The 17,959-nt window shown below is 52.9% G+C and carries 18 protein-coding genes; 9 read left to right on the plus strand and 9 right to left on the minus strand.

From position 1 onward, the window contains the following. Positions 1-58 precede the first annotated feature (58 nt). Both ACKI5T_RS20480 and ACKI5T_RS20485 read right to left on the minus strand, forming a co-directional pair. Complete coding sequence (locus ACKI5T_RS20480) at positions 59-2,161, minus strand: TonB-dependent siderophore receptor (RefSeq protein WP_407439820.1); 2,103 nt, start codon at positions 2,159-2,161, stop codon at positions 59-61. A 114-nt stretch (positions 2,162-2,275) separates the two neighbouring features. Next, on the minus strand, positions 2,276-2,530 hold the full coding sequence (locus ACKI5T_RS20485; RefSeq protein WP_012017740.1) for a GlsB/YeaQ/YmgE family stress response membrane protein: 255 nt from the start codon (positions 2,528-2,530) through the stop codon (positions 2,276-2,278). A gap of 204 nt (positions 2,531-2,734) precedes the next feature. On the opposite strand from ACKI5T_RS20485, the gene ACKI5T_RS20490 reads away from it, so the two are divergent. Continuing rightward, positions 2,735-3,466: a flagellar brake protein gene (locus ACKI5T_RS20490; protein WP_407439822.1), complete on the plus strand. Its 732-nt coding sequence runs from the start codon at positions 2,735-2,737 to the stop codon at positions 3,464-3,466. A 37-nt stretch (positions 3,467-3,503) separates the two neighbouring features. Here ACKI5T_RS20490 and emtA read toward each other — a convergent pair whose 3' ends face one another. Continuing rightward, positions 3,504-4,115: a membrane-bound lytic murein transglycosylase EmtA gene (gene emtA / locus ACKI5T_RS20495; protein ID WP_012017742.1), complete on the minus strand. Its 612-nt coding sequence runs from the start codon at positions 4,113-4,115 to the stop codon at positions 3,504-3,506. A gap of 110 nt (positions 4,116-4,225) precedes the next feature. Here emtA and ldcA point away from each other — a divergent pair, with 110 nt between their 5' ends. Further along, complete coding sequence (gene ldcA, locus ACKI5T_RS20500; RefSeq protein ID WP_407439824.1) at positions 4,226-5,140, plus strand: muramoyltetrapeptide carboxypeptidase; 915 nt, start codon at positions 4,226-4,228, stop codon at positions 5,138-5,140. A gap of 97 nt (positions 5,141-5,237) precedes the next feature. Continuing rightward, complete coding sequence (locus ACKI5T_RS20505) at positions 5,238-6,971, plus strand: potassium/proton antiporter (protein ID WP_407439826.1); 1,734 nt, start codon at positions 5,238-5,240, stop codon at positions 6,969-6,971. 70 nt (positions 6,972-7,041) lie between these two features. Here the strand turns inward: ACKI5T_RS20505 and dadX are convergent, their stop codons facing one another. Then, a complete protein-coding gene (dadX, locus tag ACKI5T_RS20510; protein WP_407439828.1) occupies positions 7,042-8,112 on the minus strand; it encodes a catabolic alanine racemase DadX in 1,071 nt (356 codons plus the stop codon). Positions 8,113-8,124: 12 nt separating this feature from the next. Beyond that, positions 8,125-9,423: a D-amino acid dehydrogenase gene (locus ACKI5T_RS20515; RefSeq protein WP_407439830.1), complete on the minus strand. Its 1,299-nt coding sequence runs from the start codon at positions 9,421-9,423 to the stop codon at positions 8,125-8,127. Positions 9,424-9,744: 321 nt separating this feature from the next. Between ACKI5T_RS20515 and ACKI5T_RS20520 the strand changes: the two genes are divergently transcribed. Beyond that, positions 9,745-11,277: a SpoVR family protein gene (locus ACKI5T_RS20520; RefSeq protein WP_012017747.1), complete on the plus strand. Its 1,533-nt coding sequence runs from the start codon at positions 9,745-9,747 to the stop codon at positions 11,275-11,277. A gap of 56 nt (positions 11,278-11,333) precedes the next feature. Here ACKI5T_RS20520 and fadR read toward each other — a convergent pair whose 3' ends face one another. Beyond that, positions 11,334-12,053, minus strand: a complete 720-nt coding sequence (gene fadR, locus ACKI5T_RS20525; RefSeq protein WP_407439832.1) for a fatty acid metabolism transcriptional regulator FadR — start codon at positions 12,051-12,053, stop codon at positions 11,334-11,336. A gap of 200 nt (positions 12,054-12,253) precedes the next feature. Here fadR and nhaB point away from each other — a divergent pair, with 200 nt between their 5' ends. Together nhaB and dsbB are read left to right on the plus strand one after the other, a co-directional pair. Further along, positions 12,254-13,792: a Na(+)/H(+) antiporter NhaB gene (nhaB, locus tag ACKI5T_RS20530; protein WP_407439833.1), complete on the plus strand. Its 1,539-nt coding sequence runs from the start codon at positions 12,254-12,256 to the stop codon at positions 13,790-13,792. A 144-nt stretch (positions 13,793-13,936) separates the two neighbouring features. Continuing rightward, positions 13,937-14,473 carry a disulfide bond formation protein DsbB gene (gene dsbB, locus ACKI5T_RS20535; RefSeq protein WP_407439834.1) on the plus strand — a complete coding sequence of 179 codons (537 nt, stop codon included), beginning with the start codon at positions 13,937-13,939 and terminating at the stop codon, positions 14,471-14,473. Between the two features lie 19 nt (positions 14,474-14,492). On the opposite strand, the gene ACKI5T_RS20540 is transcribed toward dsbB, so the two are convergent. From ACKI5T_RS20540 to ACKI5T_RS20550, 3 genes are all read right to left on the minus strand, one after another. Beyond that, positions 14,493-14,936: a YcgN family cysteine cluster protein gene (locus ACKI5T_RS20540; protein ID WP_133630059.1), complete on the minus strand. Its 444-nt coding sequence runs from the start codon at positions 14,934-14,936 to the stop codon at positions 14,493-14,495. Positions 14,937-15,032: 96 nt separating this feature from the next. Further along, a complete protein-coding gene (locus tag ACKI5T_RS20545; protein ID WP_407439836.1) occupies positions 15,033-15,692 on the minus strand; it encodes a fumarylacetoacetate hydrolase family protein in 660 nt (219 codons plus the stop codon). A gap of 47 nt (positions 15,693-15,739) precedes the next feature. Next, entirely contained in the window at positions 15,740-16,015 is a 276-nt protein-coding gene (locus tag ACKI5T_RS20550) for a YcgL domain-containing protein (RefSeq protein WP_059179810.1), read from the minus strand. A gap of 124 nt (positions 16,016-16,139) precedes the next feature. On the opposite strand from ACKI5T_RS20550, the gene minC reads away from it, so the two are divergent. The 3 genes from minC to minE are packed head-to-tail and all read left to right on the plus strand — an operon-like array spanning position 16,140 to position 17,955. Then, positions 16,140-16,847, plus strand: coding sequence for a septum site-determining protein MinC (minC, locus tag ACKI5T_RS20555; protein ID WP_407439837.1), 708 nt, complete (start codon positions 16,140-16,142; stop codon positions 16,845-16,847). Positions 16,848-16,869: 22 nt separating this feature from the next. Then, positions 16,870-17,682, plus strand: a complete 813-nt coding sequence (gene minD, locus ACKI5T_RS20560) for a septum site-determining protein MinD (protein ID WP_012017755.1) — start codon at positions 16,870-16,872, stop codon at positions 17,680-17,682. A 3-nt stretch (positions 17,683-17,685) separates the two neighbouring features. Beyond that, positions 17,686-17,955, plus strand: a complete 270-nt coding sequence (gene minE / locus ACKI5T_RS20565) for a cell division topological specificity factor MinE (RefSeq protein ID WP_010432714.1) — start codon at positions 17,686-17,688, stop codon at positions 17,953-17,955. Positions 17,956-17,959: the final 4 nt, after the last annotated feature.

Genomic DNA, 17,959 nt, shown 5'->3' on the forward strand with positions numbered 1-17,959 from the left:
AAACAAAACGGCAACCTCAGTTGCCGTTTTCCTTTTTATCTCAGTGCACCGTGCTTAATTAGAAACTGTAGCTCGCTCCGACCTGATAAGTACGGTCGCGCCCAATCCAGCAGTTTGTGGCGTCATAACAGGTAAAGGTTTCTTTGTTGGTGATATTCTGCGCGCTGGCCTTAAGGGTCAGTCCTTCCAGAGAAGGCATAACTTCACCCAGACGATACGACGCGGCCAGATCATACTGCGTCGTTCCGCCCAGTTTGCCCCGATCGTTAGTTGGCGCAATTTCCATCGGCCCGGTATAACGCGCGCCTAACCCCAAATTCAGTCCTTTGAGCGGCGTGCTGTCGAAGGTGTAATCACCCCAAAGATTAAAGGCATTTTCCGGCACCTGCGTCGGTCGTTTGCCCTGATACTTATCATCTTCGGTGTTGATCGCATGGGTGTACGCATAGTTTGCAATCAGCGTCAGATTATCGGTCGGACGGCTGACGACGGACAGCTCTGCCCCTTTCGACTCCACTTCACCCGTTTGACGATAGTTCAGGAAACCGGGATCGGTGGTGACGACATTTTTCTGGCGAATATTGAACACTGACGCAGTCAGCGTGGTGGCGTACTCTTCCAGCAGATATTTGACCCCGCCTTCCACCTGTTTGCTGGTGGTCGGTTTGACATCTTTCGCCATCAACGTGCCCTGCGGCGAAACGGGTGCAAAGCCTTCCGAGTAACTGATGAACGGTGAAATTCCGTTTTCAAAGGCATATAACGCACCCAGTCGCTTGGTTACGCGATCCTGCGATACCCAAGCCTTGTCGCCATTCTGCAGATAGTTGGTGGTGACCGAACGGTAATCGTCGTAGCGCAAACTACCGAGGAGATTCAGGCCGCCAAACTCTACCTGATCCTGCAGGTAGTAACCGTTTTGCTGATAGCTCAGGCGGTTTTTCTGCGCAGTATACAGGCCCAACGCGCTTTCGCTGATTTGTGTGTAATCTGGGTCACGCATATCGATACCCGGCGTTGCCGACGCATAGCGATAGTGGAAATGGGAATTCAATTTCTGATAATCAAAGCCCGCCAGCAGGTGATGTTTCCATTCCCCCAGGGTCACGGTTTTCGTTACCTGGTTATCCATATTGAAACTGTGCAGATCTTCATCCGTGGTGTAAGCAAAGCGATTGAGCTGGTAAACCTCACTTCCCGCGCCCGTTGAATAGACGCTGCGCTGATGGGTGTCGACGTCAAAATAGCGCGCTTTTTGGTTGAAACCCCAGCCGCTGTCAAATTCATGTTCAAAGCTGTAGCCCAGCATCCACTGGCGTTGCTTGAAACCACTCCACTCATCGCCCGCGTAGTCGCGTCGATCAGCATATTTCGACCGCAAATACGATAACGGCAACGGATTCGACGGCGAGAGGCTCGGGGTGTTTTGCGCCAGCGCGTCAAGGGTGAGGCGCGTTTTGCTGTCAGGCTGCCAGGTTACAGACGGCGCGACCAGATAGTTTTCGGTGCGCGTGGTATGCGGCTGATCGTCACCTTCGGTCGCTTTACCCAGCAGACGGTACTTCCAGTCGCTGTCGGCGATTTGCCCGGTGGAATCCAGATAGCCCTCTTTCAGATTGCGCGTGCCGGTAGTAAAGCCCACTTCCGTATGCTGGTCTTTTTGCGGTTTTTTGCCCTGAATATTCACCAGCCCGCCGGGCGAGCCACCGCCGTACAGAACAGATGCGGGACCTTTGAGAATGTCCACACTCTCGATCAACAAGGGATCGATCCGCGCTTTGGTATTTCCGGTCACGTTATAGGGAAGTTGCAAGCCGTTGTAATACTCTTGCTCAACGGTGAAGCCGCGAATTTTGTATTCGCTCATATACGAGGTATTGCCACGCACTTCGGTAGAAACACCCGGCGCATAGCGCAGGATTTCGTTGACCGAATTCGCGTGGCGCTGCGCGATCTCCGTGGCCGATATCGTGTTTATCACCTGCGGGGTTTTACTTTCAGCCACCGCTGATTTTGTGGCGCTGTTGGTCCAACCGGGCAGCGCGCTATCTTGCTCCGTCCCGCTGACCACGATCGTGGATTCCTGAGCAAACGCAGGCGTGTGTAACGCCAGCGTGACTGCGCCTGCCAACGCACATATCGCAAAACGTGAGGTTTTCATATTGTCGTCTTATTATTAGAAATGGATAGAAACGACAATTATTCTCATTTCGATTTACAAAGCAATATCAAGACCAAAAAAAACGGCCCTCAATTGAGAGCCGTTGATGTCTGCTTACGCACGCCTGAGTAATCGGAAGATCGCCAGCACGACGATGGCACCCACAACAGCCACCAGGAAACTGTGCAAATTGAAACCACTCACGCTGCCGCCGACGCCAAACATTGTCGCCAGCCAGCCTCCCACAACTGCACCAATCACACCCAGTACACAGGTCAGGATAAAGCCGCCGCCATCACGCCCAGGCATGATGAATTTTGCGATAATACCGGCAATCAGACCAAACACAATCCACGCGATGATACCCATACGATGCCCTCTTGCAGATTAAACACATGCGCTGAAACCTTCCGCGCAAGTGACTTAAGTATAGGACAGCACGCGAAAATCATTCTTTGTCACCGACTTAATTACGTCTCATTTTAAAAAAAATTCACCGGTTTGTATTAAGTTCTTTCGTTTACTGCCGATACTTCATCGACAGTCTGTCAGACAACCGAGGAGCCATTCGGCGTGAGTAATTACAGTGAGCAGTTCCTGAAGCAAAATCCGCTGGCTGTCTTAGGGGTATTACGCGACCTGCATAAGGGCGAAGTCCCTTTGCGCATCAGTTGGTCTACCAATCAGTTTATCAGCAAGATCCTTGAGGCGACCCCTGAGCGCCTGGTCATCGACCTCGGTAGTCAGGAATATGAAAATCGTGCGGCTTTGCGCGCGCAAAATCTCGCTGTGATGGCGGAAACGAAAGGCGCGAAAGTCGAGTTTGTTCTGCCGCAGCTGATTCAGGGCGACTATCAGGGCCTGCCTGCCTTTTTTGCGCCATTACCCGATAGCGTGTGGTTTGTTCAGCGCCGCGAGTATTTTCGTATCAACGCCCCGCTGCATCCCTCCTATTTTTGTAAAGCCAAAATGCCGGATAAAAAAGAGATCCGCTTCCGCCTGTTTGACCTTTCATTAGGCGGCATGGGCGCATTGATGGATACGATACGACCAGAGGGTTTGGTCGAAGGGATGCGTTTTTCCCAGATTGAGCTGGATATGGGCGGCTGGGGACGGTTTTACTTTGACGCGCAGCTCATTGCCATTAGCGAACGCAAAGTCGTGGACAGCAAAAACGAAACCATTACCACGCCACGTCTGAGCTTCCGCTTTCTGAATGTCGGACCGGGTGCCGAGCGCGAACTTCAGCGTATTATTTTCTCACTGGAGCGAGAAGCGCGGGAACGCGCGAATAAGGTGATTTGATGGGTGCCGGACAGCCTTTCGCTGCCCGGCAACGGCATTACATGGCGTCCATGGCTTTCTGAACTTTCCAGATATAGCGCGGGGCCTGTGGTGCCGGATGATTCTTCGCAACATGGTCAACAAATTCGTTTTTATCCATGCCGTTGATCTCTTCAATCGCTTCTTTGCGATCCGATGAGAAAGTACGTAGCAGTGCGCCTGCGCCGTTAACGTAAGAGACCACCAGCGCGTACTGCATCACTTCCGGATCGTCGATACCTTTAAGAACACCATGTTCCAGAATGCTCAAATACGCCGTACCCATGGAGATATTACGTTCCGGGTTTTTCAGCTCGCTGGTCGACGGCTGACCTTTCCAGCCCATGTAGCGGTATACTTCGCGCCCTGCCGTAGAGGCTTTAAGCTGCATTAAACCGACCGCGTTCGATTTGCTCACAAGCGTAGGATTGCCCCCTGATTCCACCGCGATAATCGCCGTGATCAGCCGCGGACTCACGCCCCAGGCCTTCCCGGCTTTTTCACTGATAGGCATCCACTGCATCGCACGCTTCACAGGCACTTCCGGATTCCATGGCGGATTTTGGTAATCCTTTTTGGAGCTACAGCCCGCCAGCAATACCATCAAAAAAGCAAACCATCTCAATTTCACGTCATCTATCCTTATATCCGGTCATCGCGATTACGCTATCCCCCTTGAAGCAGGCGGCCTATAGGCGGCATGATATAGATAATTAAGTTCTCATTCAGCAAGGAATTGCCATGTCCCGATTTCATCTCATCGCCCCTTCCGGTTACTGCATTAACCAGGACGCCGCACAGCGCGGTATTCAGCGCTTACTGGAATCTGGCCATTCGGTAACAAATCAGACAATTATCCCCCGTCGTCAGCAGCGTTTTGCCGGAACAGAGACGCAAAGACTGGCGGATATCAACGATCTGGTAAACCTTGAAGGCGCGAACAACATCGTGCTGGCGGTGCGTGGCGGGTATGGCGCCAGCCGATTACTCGAAACCATCGACTGGGACGGACTGGCCACTCGCCAGCAGCACGATCCCCTGCTGATTTGTGGCCACAGCGATTTCACCGTCATCCAGTTGGGCTTGCTGGCGCGGCATAACGTCATCACCTTTAGCGGCCCGATGCTGGCAGCGAATTTCGGCGCACCGGATCTGGACGACTTTACACAGGCGCATTTCTGGCGGGCGCTGCAAAATCCCGTTTTCACGATTGAATGGCAAGGCACTGGTACGCAGTGCGAGTGTGAGGGTCAACTATGGGGCGGAAATCTGGCGATGCTGGTGTCGCTGATTGGCACGCCCTGGCTGCCAAATATTGAAAGCGGCATTCTGGTGCTGGAAGATATCAACGAACATCCGTTCCGCGTCGAGCGCATGCTGCTGCAACTTATGCACGCGGGCATTCTCTCCCGTCAGCGTGCCATCGTGCTCGGTAGTTTTAGCGGTTCCACGCCGAACGATTACGATGCCGGGTATACGCTGGAAAGTATGATGGATTACATTCGCTCAAGAGTGAATATTCCCGTGATCGGCGGCCTGGATTTTGGTCACGAACAGCAGACGGTGACCTTGCCGCTCGGCGCACACGCCGTCCTTAAGCACGACGGGGCTGTCAGCGAATTAACAATCAGCGGTCATCCCGTTATAAAGGCATAAAAAAGCCTTTTTACCGGGCCAATAAAACACGGTTTCGGCCGTTATTATGTTAGGGTTTATGTAACAGTTACTACATTGAGGTGGGAGTAAGACAACATTGGATGCCGCAGCGGTAATCAGCCTTTTCATTTTGGGTTCAGTCCTCGTAACCTGCAGTATTTTATTAAGTTCATTTTCTTCGCGTCTCGGCATACCTATACTTGTTATCTTCCTCGCCATCGGCATGCTTGCTGGCATCGATGGTATTGGCGGTATTCCCTTCGATAACTATCCCTTCGCCTACATGGTGAGTAACCTCGCGCTGGCGGTGATATTGCTGGATGGCGGGATGCGCACGCAGGCCAGCTCCTTTCGCGTGGCACTCGGTCCTGCGCTGTCGCTAGCGACGGTCGGTGTGCTGATCACTTCCGGTCTGACCGGCATGATGGCCGCCTGGCTGTTCCACCTGGATATCATGGAAGGGCTGCTGATTGGCGCGATCGTCGGGTCTACCGATGCGGCCGCGGTGTTTTCCCTGCTCGGCGGTAAAGGGCTGAACGAACGTGTTGGCTCAACGCTGGAGATTGAATCCGGCAGCAACGATCCGATGGCGGTGTTTCTTACCATCACGCTGATTGAGATGATTCAGCAGCATGAAACCGGTCTGAGCTGGATGTTCGCCTGGCATATTCTGCAGCAGTTTGGACTGGGGATTATCATCGGCTTAGCGGGTGGCTACCTGCTGCAACAGATGATCAACCGTATTTCCCTGCCTGCTGGCCTGTATCCTTTGCTCGCACTGAGCGGCGGTATTCTGATTTTCGCCCTGACGACCGCACTGGATGGCAGCGGCATTCTGGCTGTGTATCTCTGCGGTTTTCTGCTGGGTAATCGTCCGATACGCAACCGCCACGCGATTTTGCAAAACTTTGACGGTCTGGCCTGGCTGGCGCAAATCGGCATGTTCCTGGTGCTCGGACTGCTGGTGACGCCGTCCGATCTGCTGCCAATTGCCATTCCGGCGCTGCTGCTTTCGGCGTGGATGATTTTCTTTGCCCGTCCGCTGTCAGTCTTTGCCGGACTGCTGCCGTTCCGCGGGTTTAATCTTCGCGAACGCATCTTCATCAGTTGGGTCGGTCTGCGCGGCGCGGTGCCGATCATTCTTGCCGTTTTCCCTATGATGGCCGGTCTGGATAACGCGCGGCTGTTCTTCAACGTCGCATTCTTCGTGGTTTTGGTGTCGCTGCTGTTCCAGGGGACGTCTCTGGGATGGGCGGCCAAAAAAGCGAAAGTGGTGGTTCCACCTGTCGGTCTACCGGTTTCACGCGTTGGTCTGGATATTCATCCGGAAAATCCGTGGGAGCAGTTTGTCTATCAGCTGAGTGCTGATAAATGGTGCGTGGGCGCGTCGCTTCGCGATCTGCATATGCCCACCGAAACGCGTATTGCCGCGCTGTTTCGTGATAATGCGCTGCTGCACCCGACCGGCAGTACCCGCCTGCGCGAGGGGGATATTCTCTGCGTAATTGGCCGTGAAACCGACCTTCCGGCGCTCGGCAAGCTGTTCAGCCAGTCGCCACCGGTGGCGCTGGATCAGCGTTTCTTCGGTGATTTTATACTGGAAGCCAGCGCGAAATTTGCCGATGTGGCACTGATTTATGGGCTGGATGAGGGTCTGGAGTACCGGGATAAACAGCTGACGCTGGGTGAGATCGTGCAGCAACTTCTGGGTGCTGCACCCGTCGTCGGCGATCAGGTTGAGTTTGCCGGGATGATCTGGACCGTCGCGGAGAAAGAAGATAACGCGGTGCGCAAAGTGGGCGTGCGCCCTACGGAGGATGAGACTGAGTAACGTCGCCTCGGCGCATTCCGATTAGAACAGACTAAAAAGGCAACCATCCGGTTGCCTTTATTTTTGGTGGTTACACCGTCACAACAGGCACCCGCGGGGCCAGCGCTGTTAACAGTTCATACCCTACTGTGCCCGCCGCCGACGCAACGTCATCGACTTTCACCTCGTTGCCCCACAATTCGACCGGAGAACCGATGCCTGCCTGCGGGCACGGCGTTAAGTCTATCGCCATCATATCCATTGAAATCGTACCCACGGTGCCGGTACGCACGCCGTCAATCCACACGGGCGTGCCGCTCGGCGCAAGACGCGGATAGCCGTCTGCGTAGCCCCCTGCCACAATCCCAATGCGCTGTTCGCCCGTTGAACGGTAGCGACTGCCGTAGCCCACGGTATCCCCCGCTTTCAGCGTCTGGATGCCGATAATTTCGCTGCGCAACGTCATAACCGGTTTAAGCCCGCTGTTGGCGATGTCCTGCCACTGACCAGACGGCGATGCGCCATACAGCACAATTCCCGGGCGCACCCATTGATAATGCGCTTCCGGGTGCCAGAGCGTCGCGGCGGAATTCGAGAGTGACCTCGCGCAGTCTAGACCCTCTGCCGCCTGCTCAATCCGCGCCATGGCATCCGTAATGCCGTCTGGCTTTTCCGCGTCAGCGAAGTGCGCCATCAACGTCATTTCACCGACGTTTTTGATCTCACGCAGCTGTTGCCAGACCGTGTTAACGCGTTCGGGCTGAAAGCCCAGGCGGTTCATGCCGCTATTCATTTTGAGGTAGATATCGAGCGGCGAATGCAGTTTCGCGTTTTGCAGCGCCTTGATTTGCCAGTTGCTGTGCACGCTGGTGGTCAGACGATACTTATCCAGCAGCGGCAGCTCGTCGGCGTGAAAGAAGCCTTCCAGCAGCAGAATCGGGCCTTTCCAGCCGCGCTCACGCAGCAGGATCGCCTCTTCCAGATTCAGTAAGGCAAAACCATCGGTGGCGCTTAGCGCGCTCCAGATGGATTCAATACCATGGCCGTAGCCGTTAGCTTTTACAACCGACCAAACGCGGGAGCCTGGTGCAGCACGGCGGACAATCTGCAGGTTGTTTTTCAGGGCCTGCAAATCCAGCTGAGCCAGAATAGGACGGGACATGACAACTCCTTGTTAATTATGTGCGCCGTGCAAATGCTGTGGGCGAGATGGTGTAAAACCCGACTGATAGCGCGCAGCGCTTAAATCATCGAACGGAATCGCTGGCGTACGGCCCGAAATCAAATCACTGAGCAACTGCCCCGAGCCGCAGGCCATCGTCCAGCCCAGCGTTCCGTGCCCCGTATTGGTCCATAAATTCTTAAACGGCGTGCGCCCGACAATAGGCGTGCCGTCCGGGGTCATCGGACGCAATCCGGTCCAGAAAGTGGCTTGTTCGACAAATCCTCCCCGAGGGAAGAGATCGCGCACCACCATCTCCAGGGTTTCGCGGCGCGGTTGCAGCAATTCCGTATTAAAACCGACAATTTCAGCCATGCCGCCCACGCGAATTCGGTTATCAAAGCGGGTGATGGCGATTTTGTAAGTTTCATCAAGGATAGTTGAAACTGGCGCGCCATTATCCTCTTTGACCGGGATTGTGAGCGAATACCCCTTAAGGGGGTAGACCGGAATATCCAGCAGTCCCTTCAGCATCGCTGTGGAGTAAGAACCAAACGCCATGACGTAACTGTCGGCTTTGATCACTTCATCGCCACATTTTACGCCGTAGATTTTTCCGCCTTCGGACAGCAATTTATCGACGGGGGTGTTGTAGCGGAACGTGACGCCAGCCTGCTCGCACATCTTCGCCAGACGCTGGGTGAAAAGCTGACAGTCGCCAGTTTCATCATTGGGCAGACGCAGCCCGCCGGTCAGTTTGTGCGCCACTTCGGCCAGCGCCGGTTCAACCTGCGCCAGTTGGCTCGCGTCGAGGAGTTGGTAAGGCACTCCGGCATCTTCCAGGACTGCGATATCGCGCGTAGCGTTTTCATACTGCTGTGCGGTGCGGAACAGCTGCAGCGTGCCGCCCTGACGCCCTTCGTACTCAATACCCGTTGACGCACGCAGGGTTTTCAGACAGTCGCGGCTGTACTCCGCCAGACGCACCATACGGCCTTTGTTTTCCATGTAATGGCGAGTGTCACAGTTGCGCAGCATCTGCCACATCCACTTGAGCTGAGACGGCGTGCCATCGAGGCTGATCGCCAGCGGAGCATGGCGCTGGAACATCCATTTAATGGCTTTTAACGGAACACCAGGTGCTGCCCACGGCGCAGCGTAACCGGGGGAAATCTGCCCGGCATTCGCCGCACTGGTCTCAAGCGCTGATCCCGGCTCACGATCAATGACGGTCACCTCATGTCCAGCCTGACATAAATACCAGGCGCTGGTCACGCCAACGACTCCACTTCCCAGGACGACAACACGCATATCGGCTCCATTATGTGCAAAAGAATAATCATCTAATTACAGATTGATAACCTAGTTGAAAATATTATTCAACATACGACTTTTTTATGGTGACTTACCTCACACCTTCCCTGACAGACCGGGAGAGGGGTATTCTGGGATCTCGTGCTACGCTTTATCGTTAACCAGCAGAATGCTCTGTCGACGTGACGTTTTCTATCAGATCACAAACGCGAAATCGTAAAGAAAACATTTCTACGCCAGCACGTTTTTGAAAGCGTTGTTCTATGCTTGAAAGGAGGCTCTCCAGACAGAGAGAGCACCGACAACGAGGGCGCGCTAATGGCTACCATTGATTCGATGAACAAGGACAGCACACGTCTCAGCGATGGACCCGACTGGACCTTTGAATTACTCGATGTTTACCTGGCCGAGATTGACCGGGTAGCCAAACTGTATCGGCTGGATACCTACCCCCACCAGATTGAAGTGATTACCTCCGAACAGATGATGGACGCCTATTCCAGCGTCGGGATGCCTATCAACTATCCTCACTGGTCATTCGGCAAAAAATTCATAGAGACAGAGCGGCTCTACAAACATGGTCAGCAAGGGCTGGCGTATGAAATCGTTATCAACTCAAACCCGTGTATTGCCTATCTGATGGAAGAAAATACCATTACCATGCAGGCGCTGGTCATGGCGCATGCCTGTTACGGGCACAACTCCTTCTTCAAAAATAACTATTTGTTCCGCAGCTGGACCGATGCCAGCTCGATTGTCGATTATCTGATTTTCGCACGGAAATACATTACCGAATGCGAAGAGCGCTACGGCGTGGATGAAGTGGAGAAACTGCTCGATTCCTGTCATGCGCTGATGAATTACGGCGTTGATCGCTACAAACGCCCGCAGAAAATCTCTCTGCAGGAAGAAAAAGCACGGCAGAAAAGTCGTGAAGAGTATCTGCAAAGCCAGGTAAATATGCTGTGGCGCACCCTGCCGAAACGCGAAGAAGAGAAAACCGTTGCCGAAGCACGGCGTTATCCTTCCGAGCCGCAGGAGAACATTCTCTACTTTATGGAAAAAAACGCGCCGCTACTGGAACCCTGGCAGCGTGAAATCCTGCGTATCGTGCGTAAGGTGAGCCAGTATTTCTATCCGCAAAAACAGACGCAGGTAATGAATGAGGGGTGGGCGACGTTCTGGCACTACACCATTCTCAATCATCTGTACGACGAAGGGAAAGTGACCGAGCGCTTTATGCTGGAGTTCCTGCACAGCCACACCAACGTGGTGTTCCAGCCGCCTTACAACAGCCCGTGGTATAGCGGGATTAACCCGTATGCGCTCGGGTTTGCGATGTTCCAGGACATCAAACGCATTTGTCAGTCGCCGACGGAAGAGGATAAATACTGGTTCCCGGATATTGCCGGATCAGACTGGCTGGAAACGCTGCATTTTGCGATGCGCGACTTCAAAGACGAGAGCTTTATCAGCCAATTTATGTCGCCAAAGATTATGCGTGATTTCCGCTTCTTTACGGTGCTGGATGACGATCACAACAATTATCTCGAAATCTCAGCGATTCACAACGAAGAGGGTTACCGTGAGATCCGCTCGCGCCTGTCCTCACAGTATAACTTGAGCAATCTGGAGCCGAATATCCAGGTGTGGAATGTGGATCTGCGCGGCGACCGCTCCTTGACGCTGCGGTATATTCCGCATAACCGTGCCCCGCTGGATAAAGGGCGCAAAGAGGTACTCAAGCATGTTCATCGCCTGTGGGGTTTTGACGTGATGATGGAGCAACAAAACGAAGATGGTAGCGTGGAATTACTGGAACGTTGCCCGGCGCGTACTAACTCTCTTTAAATAACGCTTACTAACACAACGCAAAAAAAGCCTCTCATTCGAGAGGCTTTTTACTGTTAATGCCCGTGAATCGCTAAATCGCCGGGCAGATTCTTCTGCATACGGTGCCAGATCTCGCCGCTATCACGACCGTAACGACGTACCGTTTCGTAAACCTGATCGTGCATCCCCTCGGAACAGAGTTCGCTGAGCTTATGATAGAAGCCGAGCGCCAGGCTGCGGGCTTCAGGATTGGCGAAATAGTGACGTCCAATGCGGGTATACAGCCCTTTCATGCCGTTGATGATCAGCCCGTAAATTGGGTTACCTGAGGCAAACGCCAGACCACGGAAAATGTTGTAGTCCAGCGTCGCAAAGGCATCGGCATGATCTTCAATGGCATTCGCCGTCGCCAATACTTCCAGCGCCTTATCGGGATGCTGGCGGAAGGCGGTACGAATAAAAATGGTCGAGATGTTGGTGCGCACTGACAGCAAATTATCAATCAGCTGAGGAACACTTTCATGATCGAGGCGTGCGAGCGTTTCAAGAATATTCAGACCCGACGTTTCCCAGAAGTTGTTCACTTTGGTGGGTTTGCCGTGCTGAATGGTCAACCAGCCATCACGTGCCAGACGCTGTAACACTTCGCGTAAGGTGGTTCGTGTGACGCCAATAAGTTCAGAGAGTTCGCGTTCAGCGGGAAGAATCGTTCCAGGCGCAAAACGGTTATTCCAGATGCTTTCAATGATGTACTCTTCAGCGAAACCCGCCGGGCTTTGCGCCTTTATGACCATAGTGAGATTTCCATTACACAGCTTTAGCTAATGGACTCATCATACCAGAGGCTTGCGGAGGCAGGTAGCGCAGCGAAGACGGAAAAAAGGGATCACTGTTTCATTTTTATCAAATACCCGTCCCTGCCCGCGTGGGGCATTCACGCCGATTATGCGTATAATAATGTTTTGCTTAACTTTGGCGGGGAAGGAAGTCTGTCGTGGAAATTTCTTATGGGCGCGCCCTGTGGCGCAATTTTTTAGGCCAGTCTCCTGACTGGTACAAGCTGACGCTGCTTGTTTTTCTGATTATTAACCCGCTGGTGTTCATCTTTCAGCCGTTTATGGCCGGATGGCTGCTGGTCGCCGAGTTTATCTTTACGCTGGCGATGGCACTGAAGTGTTATCCGCTACTGCCTGGCGGCCTGCTGGCGATTGAAGCCGTTGTCATCGGCATGACCAGCGCCGAACGGGTGAAAAACGAACTGGCGACCAACCTTGAAGTGCTCTTGCTATTGATGTTTATGGTGGCAGGGATTTACTTCATGAAGCAGTTATTGCTCTTCATTTTTACCCGCCTGCTGCTGAGTATTCGCTCCAAAACGGTGCTCTCTCTCTCGTTCTGCGTGGCGGCTGCGTTTCTCTCTGCGTTCCTCGATGCCCTGACCGTCGTGGCCGTGGTGATTAGCGTCGCAATCGGATTTTACGGCATTTACCACCGCGTCGCGTCGTCCAGCAGCGATAACGGTCTTCAGGATGACAGCCAGCTCGACGTCAACAAGCGTGACGTACTGGAACAATTCCGCGCATTCTTGCGCAGCCTGATGATGCATGCAGGTGTGGGAACTGCGCTGGGTGGTGTGATGACGATGGTCGGGGAGCCACAAAACCTGATTATTGCGAAAGCAGCTGGCTGGAATTTCACCGAGTTCTTTTTGCGCGTCGCCCCCGTCAGCGTGCCTGTTTTTATCTGCGGAATGCTGACCTGTTTCCTGCTCGAAAGGACAAAAACCTTCGGCTATGGCGTGCAGCTTCCTGGAGCGGTACGCGATGTGCTGCATGAGTTCGACCTGAAAAGCCGCAGCCAGCGTACTCGTCAGGAAAAGCTGGCCTTAATCGCACAAGGGATTATCGGTGCATGGCTGATCTTCGCCCTGGCGTTTCATCTGGCGGAGGTGGGTTTAATCGGCCTCTCGGTGATTATTCTGGCGACGTCCTTTACGGGCGTGACTGATGAGCACGCGATCGGCAAGGCTTTTACCGAAGCGCTGCCCTTCACCGCCCTGCTGGCCGTCTTCTTTGCCATCGTGGCGGTGATTATCGACCAGCAGTTGTTCACACCCATCATTCATTTTGTGTTGCAGGCCTCGCAAGATTCTCAGTTGTCGCTGTTTTATCTCTTTAATGGTCTGCTGTCGTCGATCTCGGATAACGTGTTTGTCGGTTCGGTGTATATCAATGAAGCGAAGACTGCACTGGAGAGCGGTGCGATTGGCATCAACCAATTTGAGCTGCTGGCGGTGGCGATTAATACCGGGACTAACCTGCCTTCTGTCGCGACACCGAATGGTCAGGCGGCCTTTTTGTTCCTGTTGACGTCTGCTCTCGCACCACTCATTCGACTTTCCTATGGAAGAATGGTGTGGATGGCGCTGCCTTATACGGTCGTATTAACGCTGGTAGGTTTGCTGTGCGTCAAATTTACCCTCATTCCCTATACGCAATGGCTCATGCAAATAGGTATACTGGCGGCGCATTAAGTCCCTGATATCGGGCAGTTCGCTGCCCGGTTTGGCTTTCTGCATTATAAATATCCAATTACGCTTTATTTTGCCAGGAGCAGGTGGCGCATAAAACGTTTTGGTTTACACTGCGCTTTCTAAGCAAGTTCCAGGGAAATAATTATGTTGCGATATTTGAACCAGTGCTCTCGCGGTCGCGGGGCGTGGTTGTTGATGGCCCTGACCGCCTTTGCGCTGGAAATGGTAGCGCTTTGGTTCCAGCATGTGATGTTGCTGAAACCATGTGTGTTATGTATTTACGAACGTTGTGCGCTTTTCGGCATTATGGGTGCAGGGATTGTCGGTGCAATTGCTCCGAAATCACCGCTGCGCTACGCCGGGATCGCTATCTGGTTATACAGTGCCTGGAAAGGCATTGAGCTTGCGTGGCAGCACACTGCAATGCAGCTGCATCCTTCGCCGTTCTTGACCTGTGATTTTGCCGCTCGCTTCCCAAGCTGGCTGCCGCTGGACAAATGGCTGCCGCAGGTATTCGTTGCTTCAGGTGATTGCTCCGTACGTCAGTGGGAATTCCTGACGCTGGAGATGCCGCAGTGGCTGGTGGGTATTTTTGTTGCCTACTTCGTCATAGCGCTGCTGGTGCTGATTGCCCAACCGTTCAAGCCGAAACAACGAGACTTGTTTGGTCGTTTGAAATAACCCGCCTCGGCGGGTTTTTTTATGCCCGCTTGGGATGATTCAGAATATGGTCTTCCCAGTCCTGCACTTCAGATTCTTTCACCGCAATATGGCGAACAGAAATACGTTCACCATGCATCGCCACTTTTGAACCGGTGAGCAGCGGATGCCAGGTCGGTAACCCTTTCCCCTCGGCCAGCAGACGATATGCGCAGGTATGCGGCAACCATTCAAAGGTGGGGAGATTATCGCGCGTCAGCTTGATGCAATCAGGCTCGTACTCAAAACGACGCTCATAGTTACGGCACTGGCAGGTTTTGATATTCAACTGCTTGCACGCGACGTTGGTAAAATAGATTTCGTCGGAGTCCTCATCCATCAGCTTATGAAGGCAGCATTGTCCGCAGCCGTCACACAGCGATTCCCACTCCACGTCGGTCATTTCGTCGAGAGTTTTGCTTTGCCAGAAAGGGATTTCGCTCATAAGGATGATGTCCACACGTCAACAGAAAGCGCACCTTATAACGAGTCTGGCACGTGGATGCAAGTTTTGCCGCCGATTAAAGGCGGCAAAAGGATTTTACAGCACGCGGGTTTTAACAGACTGGCCGTTAAATTCGATGTCGAGTTCATCGCCACTGCTCAGCGGACCGACCCCTTCCGGCGTGCCGGTGAGAATGACATCGCCCGGTTTAAGGGTGAAGTAGCGGCTCATGTAGGCGAGGAGCGGCAGGATTTTATGGATCATATCGGCCGTATTGCCCTGCTGGCGGATATCGCCGTTCACTTTCAAGCTGAGCGACGTACTCTGCGGATCGGCTTTAAAGTCAGCCGTCGGGATAAAACCGGAAATTGGACAAGAATTATCAAATCCTTTGGCCTTTTCCCACGGCTGCCCGGCTTTCTTCATTTTGCTTTGCACATCGCGAAGCGTCAGATCCAGCGCAATGCCGTATCCCGCAATCGCTTTCTGCACATGCGCTTCGGAGGCCTGGCGCAGCGTCGCGCCAATCAGCACAGCCAGTTCGACTTCATGATGAACCGACCCCAGCCCCTGCGGCAACGCCAGCGGCTGGCGAATATCACACAGTGCGGTTTCGGGTTTGATAAACAAAACCGGTTCGTCTGGCACGGCACTGCCCATTTCCTGAATGTGCTTCGCATAATTACTACCAACACAAACGACTTTACTCACAGGATAATCCAGTAATGCGCCTTGCCAGTTATGATGCTGATACATGCTCATCCCCTAAACGGTTGATATATCGTCCTCGGATTTCTCCGGCGTTATTTTTTCCCTTCGCCTTCGAGATGCTGTTTTAATAAATTCTCAGGCGGTGGCGGAAGCTGTAAATAATAGCCCTGATCTTTCAATGCGGTTTTGACTTTTTCCAGATCGGCGTTGACCAGCTGCTTGCGCCCGTCCAACGGCAACAGCATCGCCAACTGCGGCGTGCCGAACCCTTTCATTAATTCTTCAGGCACACGGGAAAAATCATCTCTCTTTTCGACATAAAGATAGGTCTGGTCGCGTTTAGCACTTCGATAGATCACACAAAACATGTTTTTACTCTGAATTAACGGGTGGTTGCTTGCCTCAATATACCAGTGACTATAACATGCCTGATACTCTTCGGAATATCGCGGCGAATGTGCAGCGATTAATAGCAAATTGAGTAAGGCCAGGATGTCAAACACGCCCATCGAGCTTAAAGGCAGTAGCTTCACCTTATCAGTGGTTCATTTGCATGATGCAAAACCCGAGGTTATTCGTCAGGCGTTAGAAGACAAAATCGCAGAGGCCCCTGCTTTTCTGAAACACGCCCCCGTGGTGGTGAACGTCAGTGGTCTGGATGCGCCGGTAAACTGGCAGCATCTTCAGCAGGCGGTTTCATCCACCGGTCTGCGGATTGTGGGCATCAGTGGCTGTAAAGATGCCAAATTAAAAAATGAAATCGAGCGCGCAGGCCTTCCCCTTCTGAATGAAGGGAAAGAAAAAACGGCGCGTTCTGCGCCAAAAGAAGCCCCAACGCCCCCGCCGCAAACGCAAACTGTAACGCCAGTCACAAAAACGCGAATGATTGATGTACCGGTTCGTTCCGGTCAGCGCATTTATGCACCAAACTGTGATCTGATTGTGACAAGCCACGTTAGCGCTGGCGCAGAGCTTATCGCCGATGGCAATATCCATGTCTACGGCATGATGCGAGGCCGCGCGCTGGCAGGTGCCAGTGGCGATCGGGATGCGCAAATTTTTTGTACCCATCTGACGGCGGAACTGGTTTCCATCGCAGGTGAATATTGGCTGAGCGATAAAATCCCAGCTGAATTTTATGGCAAAGCGGCCCGTCTGTTACTGGCAGAAAACGCTTTGACTGTTCAACCGTTGAATTGATCCCTTTTAACAAGGAATTTCTATGGCACGCATTATTGTTGTGACTTCGGGTAAAGGAGGCGTTGGCAAGACCACCTCCAGCGCGGCCATCGCTACTGGTTTGGCCCAGAAGGGAAAGAAAACCGTTGTTATCGATTTCGATATCGGCCTGCGTAATCTGGATTTGATTATGGGCTGCGAGCGTCGCGTGGTGTATGACTTCGTCAACGTCATTCAAGGCGACGCCACGTTAAATCAGGCGATGATTAAAGATAAGCGCACCGAGAACCTCTTTATCCTGCCTGCTTCTCAGACGCGTGATAAAGACGCACTGACTCGCGAAGGCGTTGAAAAAGTCCTCGAAGAACTGAAGAAAATGGAATTCGATTTCGTTGTCTGTGATTCACCAGCAGGTATCGAAACCGGTGCATTGATGGCGCTCTACTTCGCTGATGAAGCGATCATCACCACTAACCCTGAAGTGTCGTCCGTGCGTGACTCTGACCGAATCCTGGGAATCCTGGCGTCCAAATCCCGCCGTGCGGAAAATGGTCAGGAACCCATCAAAGAACACCTGCTGCTGACCCGTTATAATCCGGGTCGTGTCAACAAAGGTGACATGCTTAGCATGGAAGACGTACTCGAGATCCTGCGTATCAAACTGCTGGGCGTGATTCCGGAAGATCAATCCGTATTGCGCGCCTCTAACCAGGGTGAGCCTGTGATCCTCGACATCATGGCAGACGCGGGTAAAGCCTACGCTGATACCGTTGACCGTCTGTTGGGAGAAGAACGTCCTTTCCGCTTCATTGAAGAAGAGAAGAAAGGTTTCCTCAAACGCCTGTTCGGAGGATAAGTTATGGCATTACTGGACTTTTTTCTCTCGCGGAAAAAAAGCACCGCTAACATCGCAAAAGAGCGACTGCAAATTATCGTCGCGGAGCGTCGCCGTAGCGATGCAGAACCGCACTATTTGCCGCAGCTGCGCAAAGACATTCTGGAAGTGATTTGTAAGTACGTGCAGATCGACCCGGAAATGGTCACCGTGCAGCTTGAGCAAAAGGACGGAGATATTTCGATTCTGGAGTTGAACGTCACGCTGCCAGAAGCAGAAGAGTCGCGTCCCTAGACGT

The organism is Lelliottia sp. (assembly GCF_045627565.1).
Lineage (GTDB): Bacteria > Pseudomonadota > Gammaproteobacteria > Enterobacterales > Enterobacteriaceae > Enterobacter.

Excerpts from the sequence above, each read along its gene's own strand:
- ACKI5T_RS20480 (WP_407439820.1), bottom strand. The coding sequence starts at position 2,161 with ATGAAAACCTCACGTTTTGCGATATGTGCGTTGGCAGGCGCAGTCACG.
- ACKI5T_RS20485 (WP_012017740.1), bottom strand. The coding sequence starts at position 2,530 with ATGGGTATCATCGCGTGGATTGTGTTTGGTCTGATTGCCGGTATTATC.
- ldcA (WP_407439824.1), top strand. The coding sequence starts at position 4,226 with ATGTCCCGATTTCATCTCATCGCCCCTTCCGGTTACTGCATTAACCAG.
- dadX (WP_407439828.1), bottom strand. The coding sequence starts at position 8,112 with ATGTCCCGTCCTATTCTGGCTCAGCTGGATTTGCAGGCCCTGAAAAAC.
- ACKI5T_RS20515 (WP_407439830.1), bottom strand. The coding sequence starts at position 9,423 with ATGCGTGTTGTCGTCCTGGGAAGTGGAGTCGTTGGCGTGACCAGCGCC.
- ACKI5T_RS20520 (WP_012017747.1), top strand. The coding sequence starts at position 9,745 with ATGGCTACCATTGATTCGATGAACAAGGACAGCACACGTCTCAGCGAT.
- fadR (WP_407439832.1), bottom strand. The coding sequence starts at position 12,053 with ATGGTCATAAAGGCGCAAAGCCCGGCGGGTTTCGCTGAAGAGTACATC.
- dsbB (WP_407439834.1), top strand. The coding sequence starts at position 13,937 with ATGTTGCGATATTTGAACCAGTGCTCTCGCGGTCGCGGGGCGTGGTTG.
- ACKI5T_RS20540 (WP_133630059.1), bottom strand. The coding sequence starts at position 14,936 with ATGAGCGAAATCCCTTTCTGGCAAAGCAAAACTCTCGACGAAATGACC.
- ACKI5T_RS20545 (WP_407439836.1), bottom strand. The coding sequence starts at position 15,692 with ATGTATCAGCATCATAACTGGCAAGGCGCATTACTGGATTATCCTGTG.
- ACKI5T_RS20550 (WP_059179810.1), bottom strand. The coding sequence starts at position 16,015 with ATGTTTTGTGTGATCTATCGAAGTGCTAAACGCGACCAGACCTATCTT.
- minC (WP_407439837.1), top strand. The coding sequence starts at position 16,140 with ATGTCAAACACGCCCATCGAGCTTAAAGGCAGTAGCTTCACCTTATCA.
- minD (WP_012017755.1), top strand. The coding sequence starts at position 16,870 with ATGGCACGCATTATTGTTGTGACTTCGGGTAAAGGAGGCGTTGGCAAG.
- minE (WP_010432714.1), top strand. The coding sequence starts at position 17,686 with ATGGCATTACTGGACTTTTTTCTCTCGCGGAAAAAAAGCACCGCTAAC.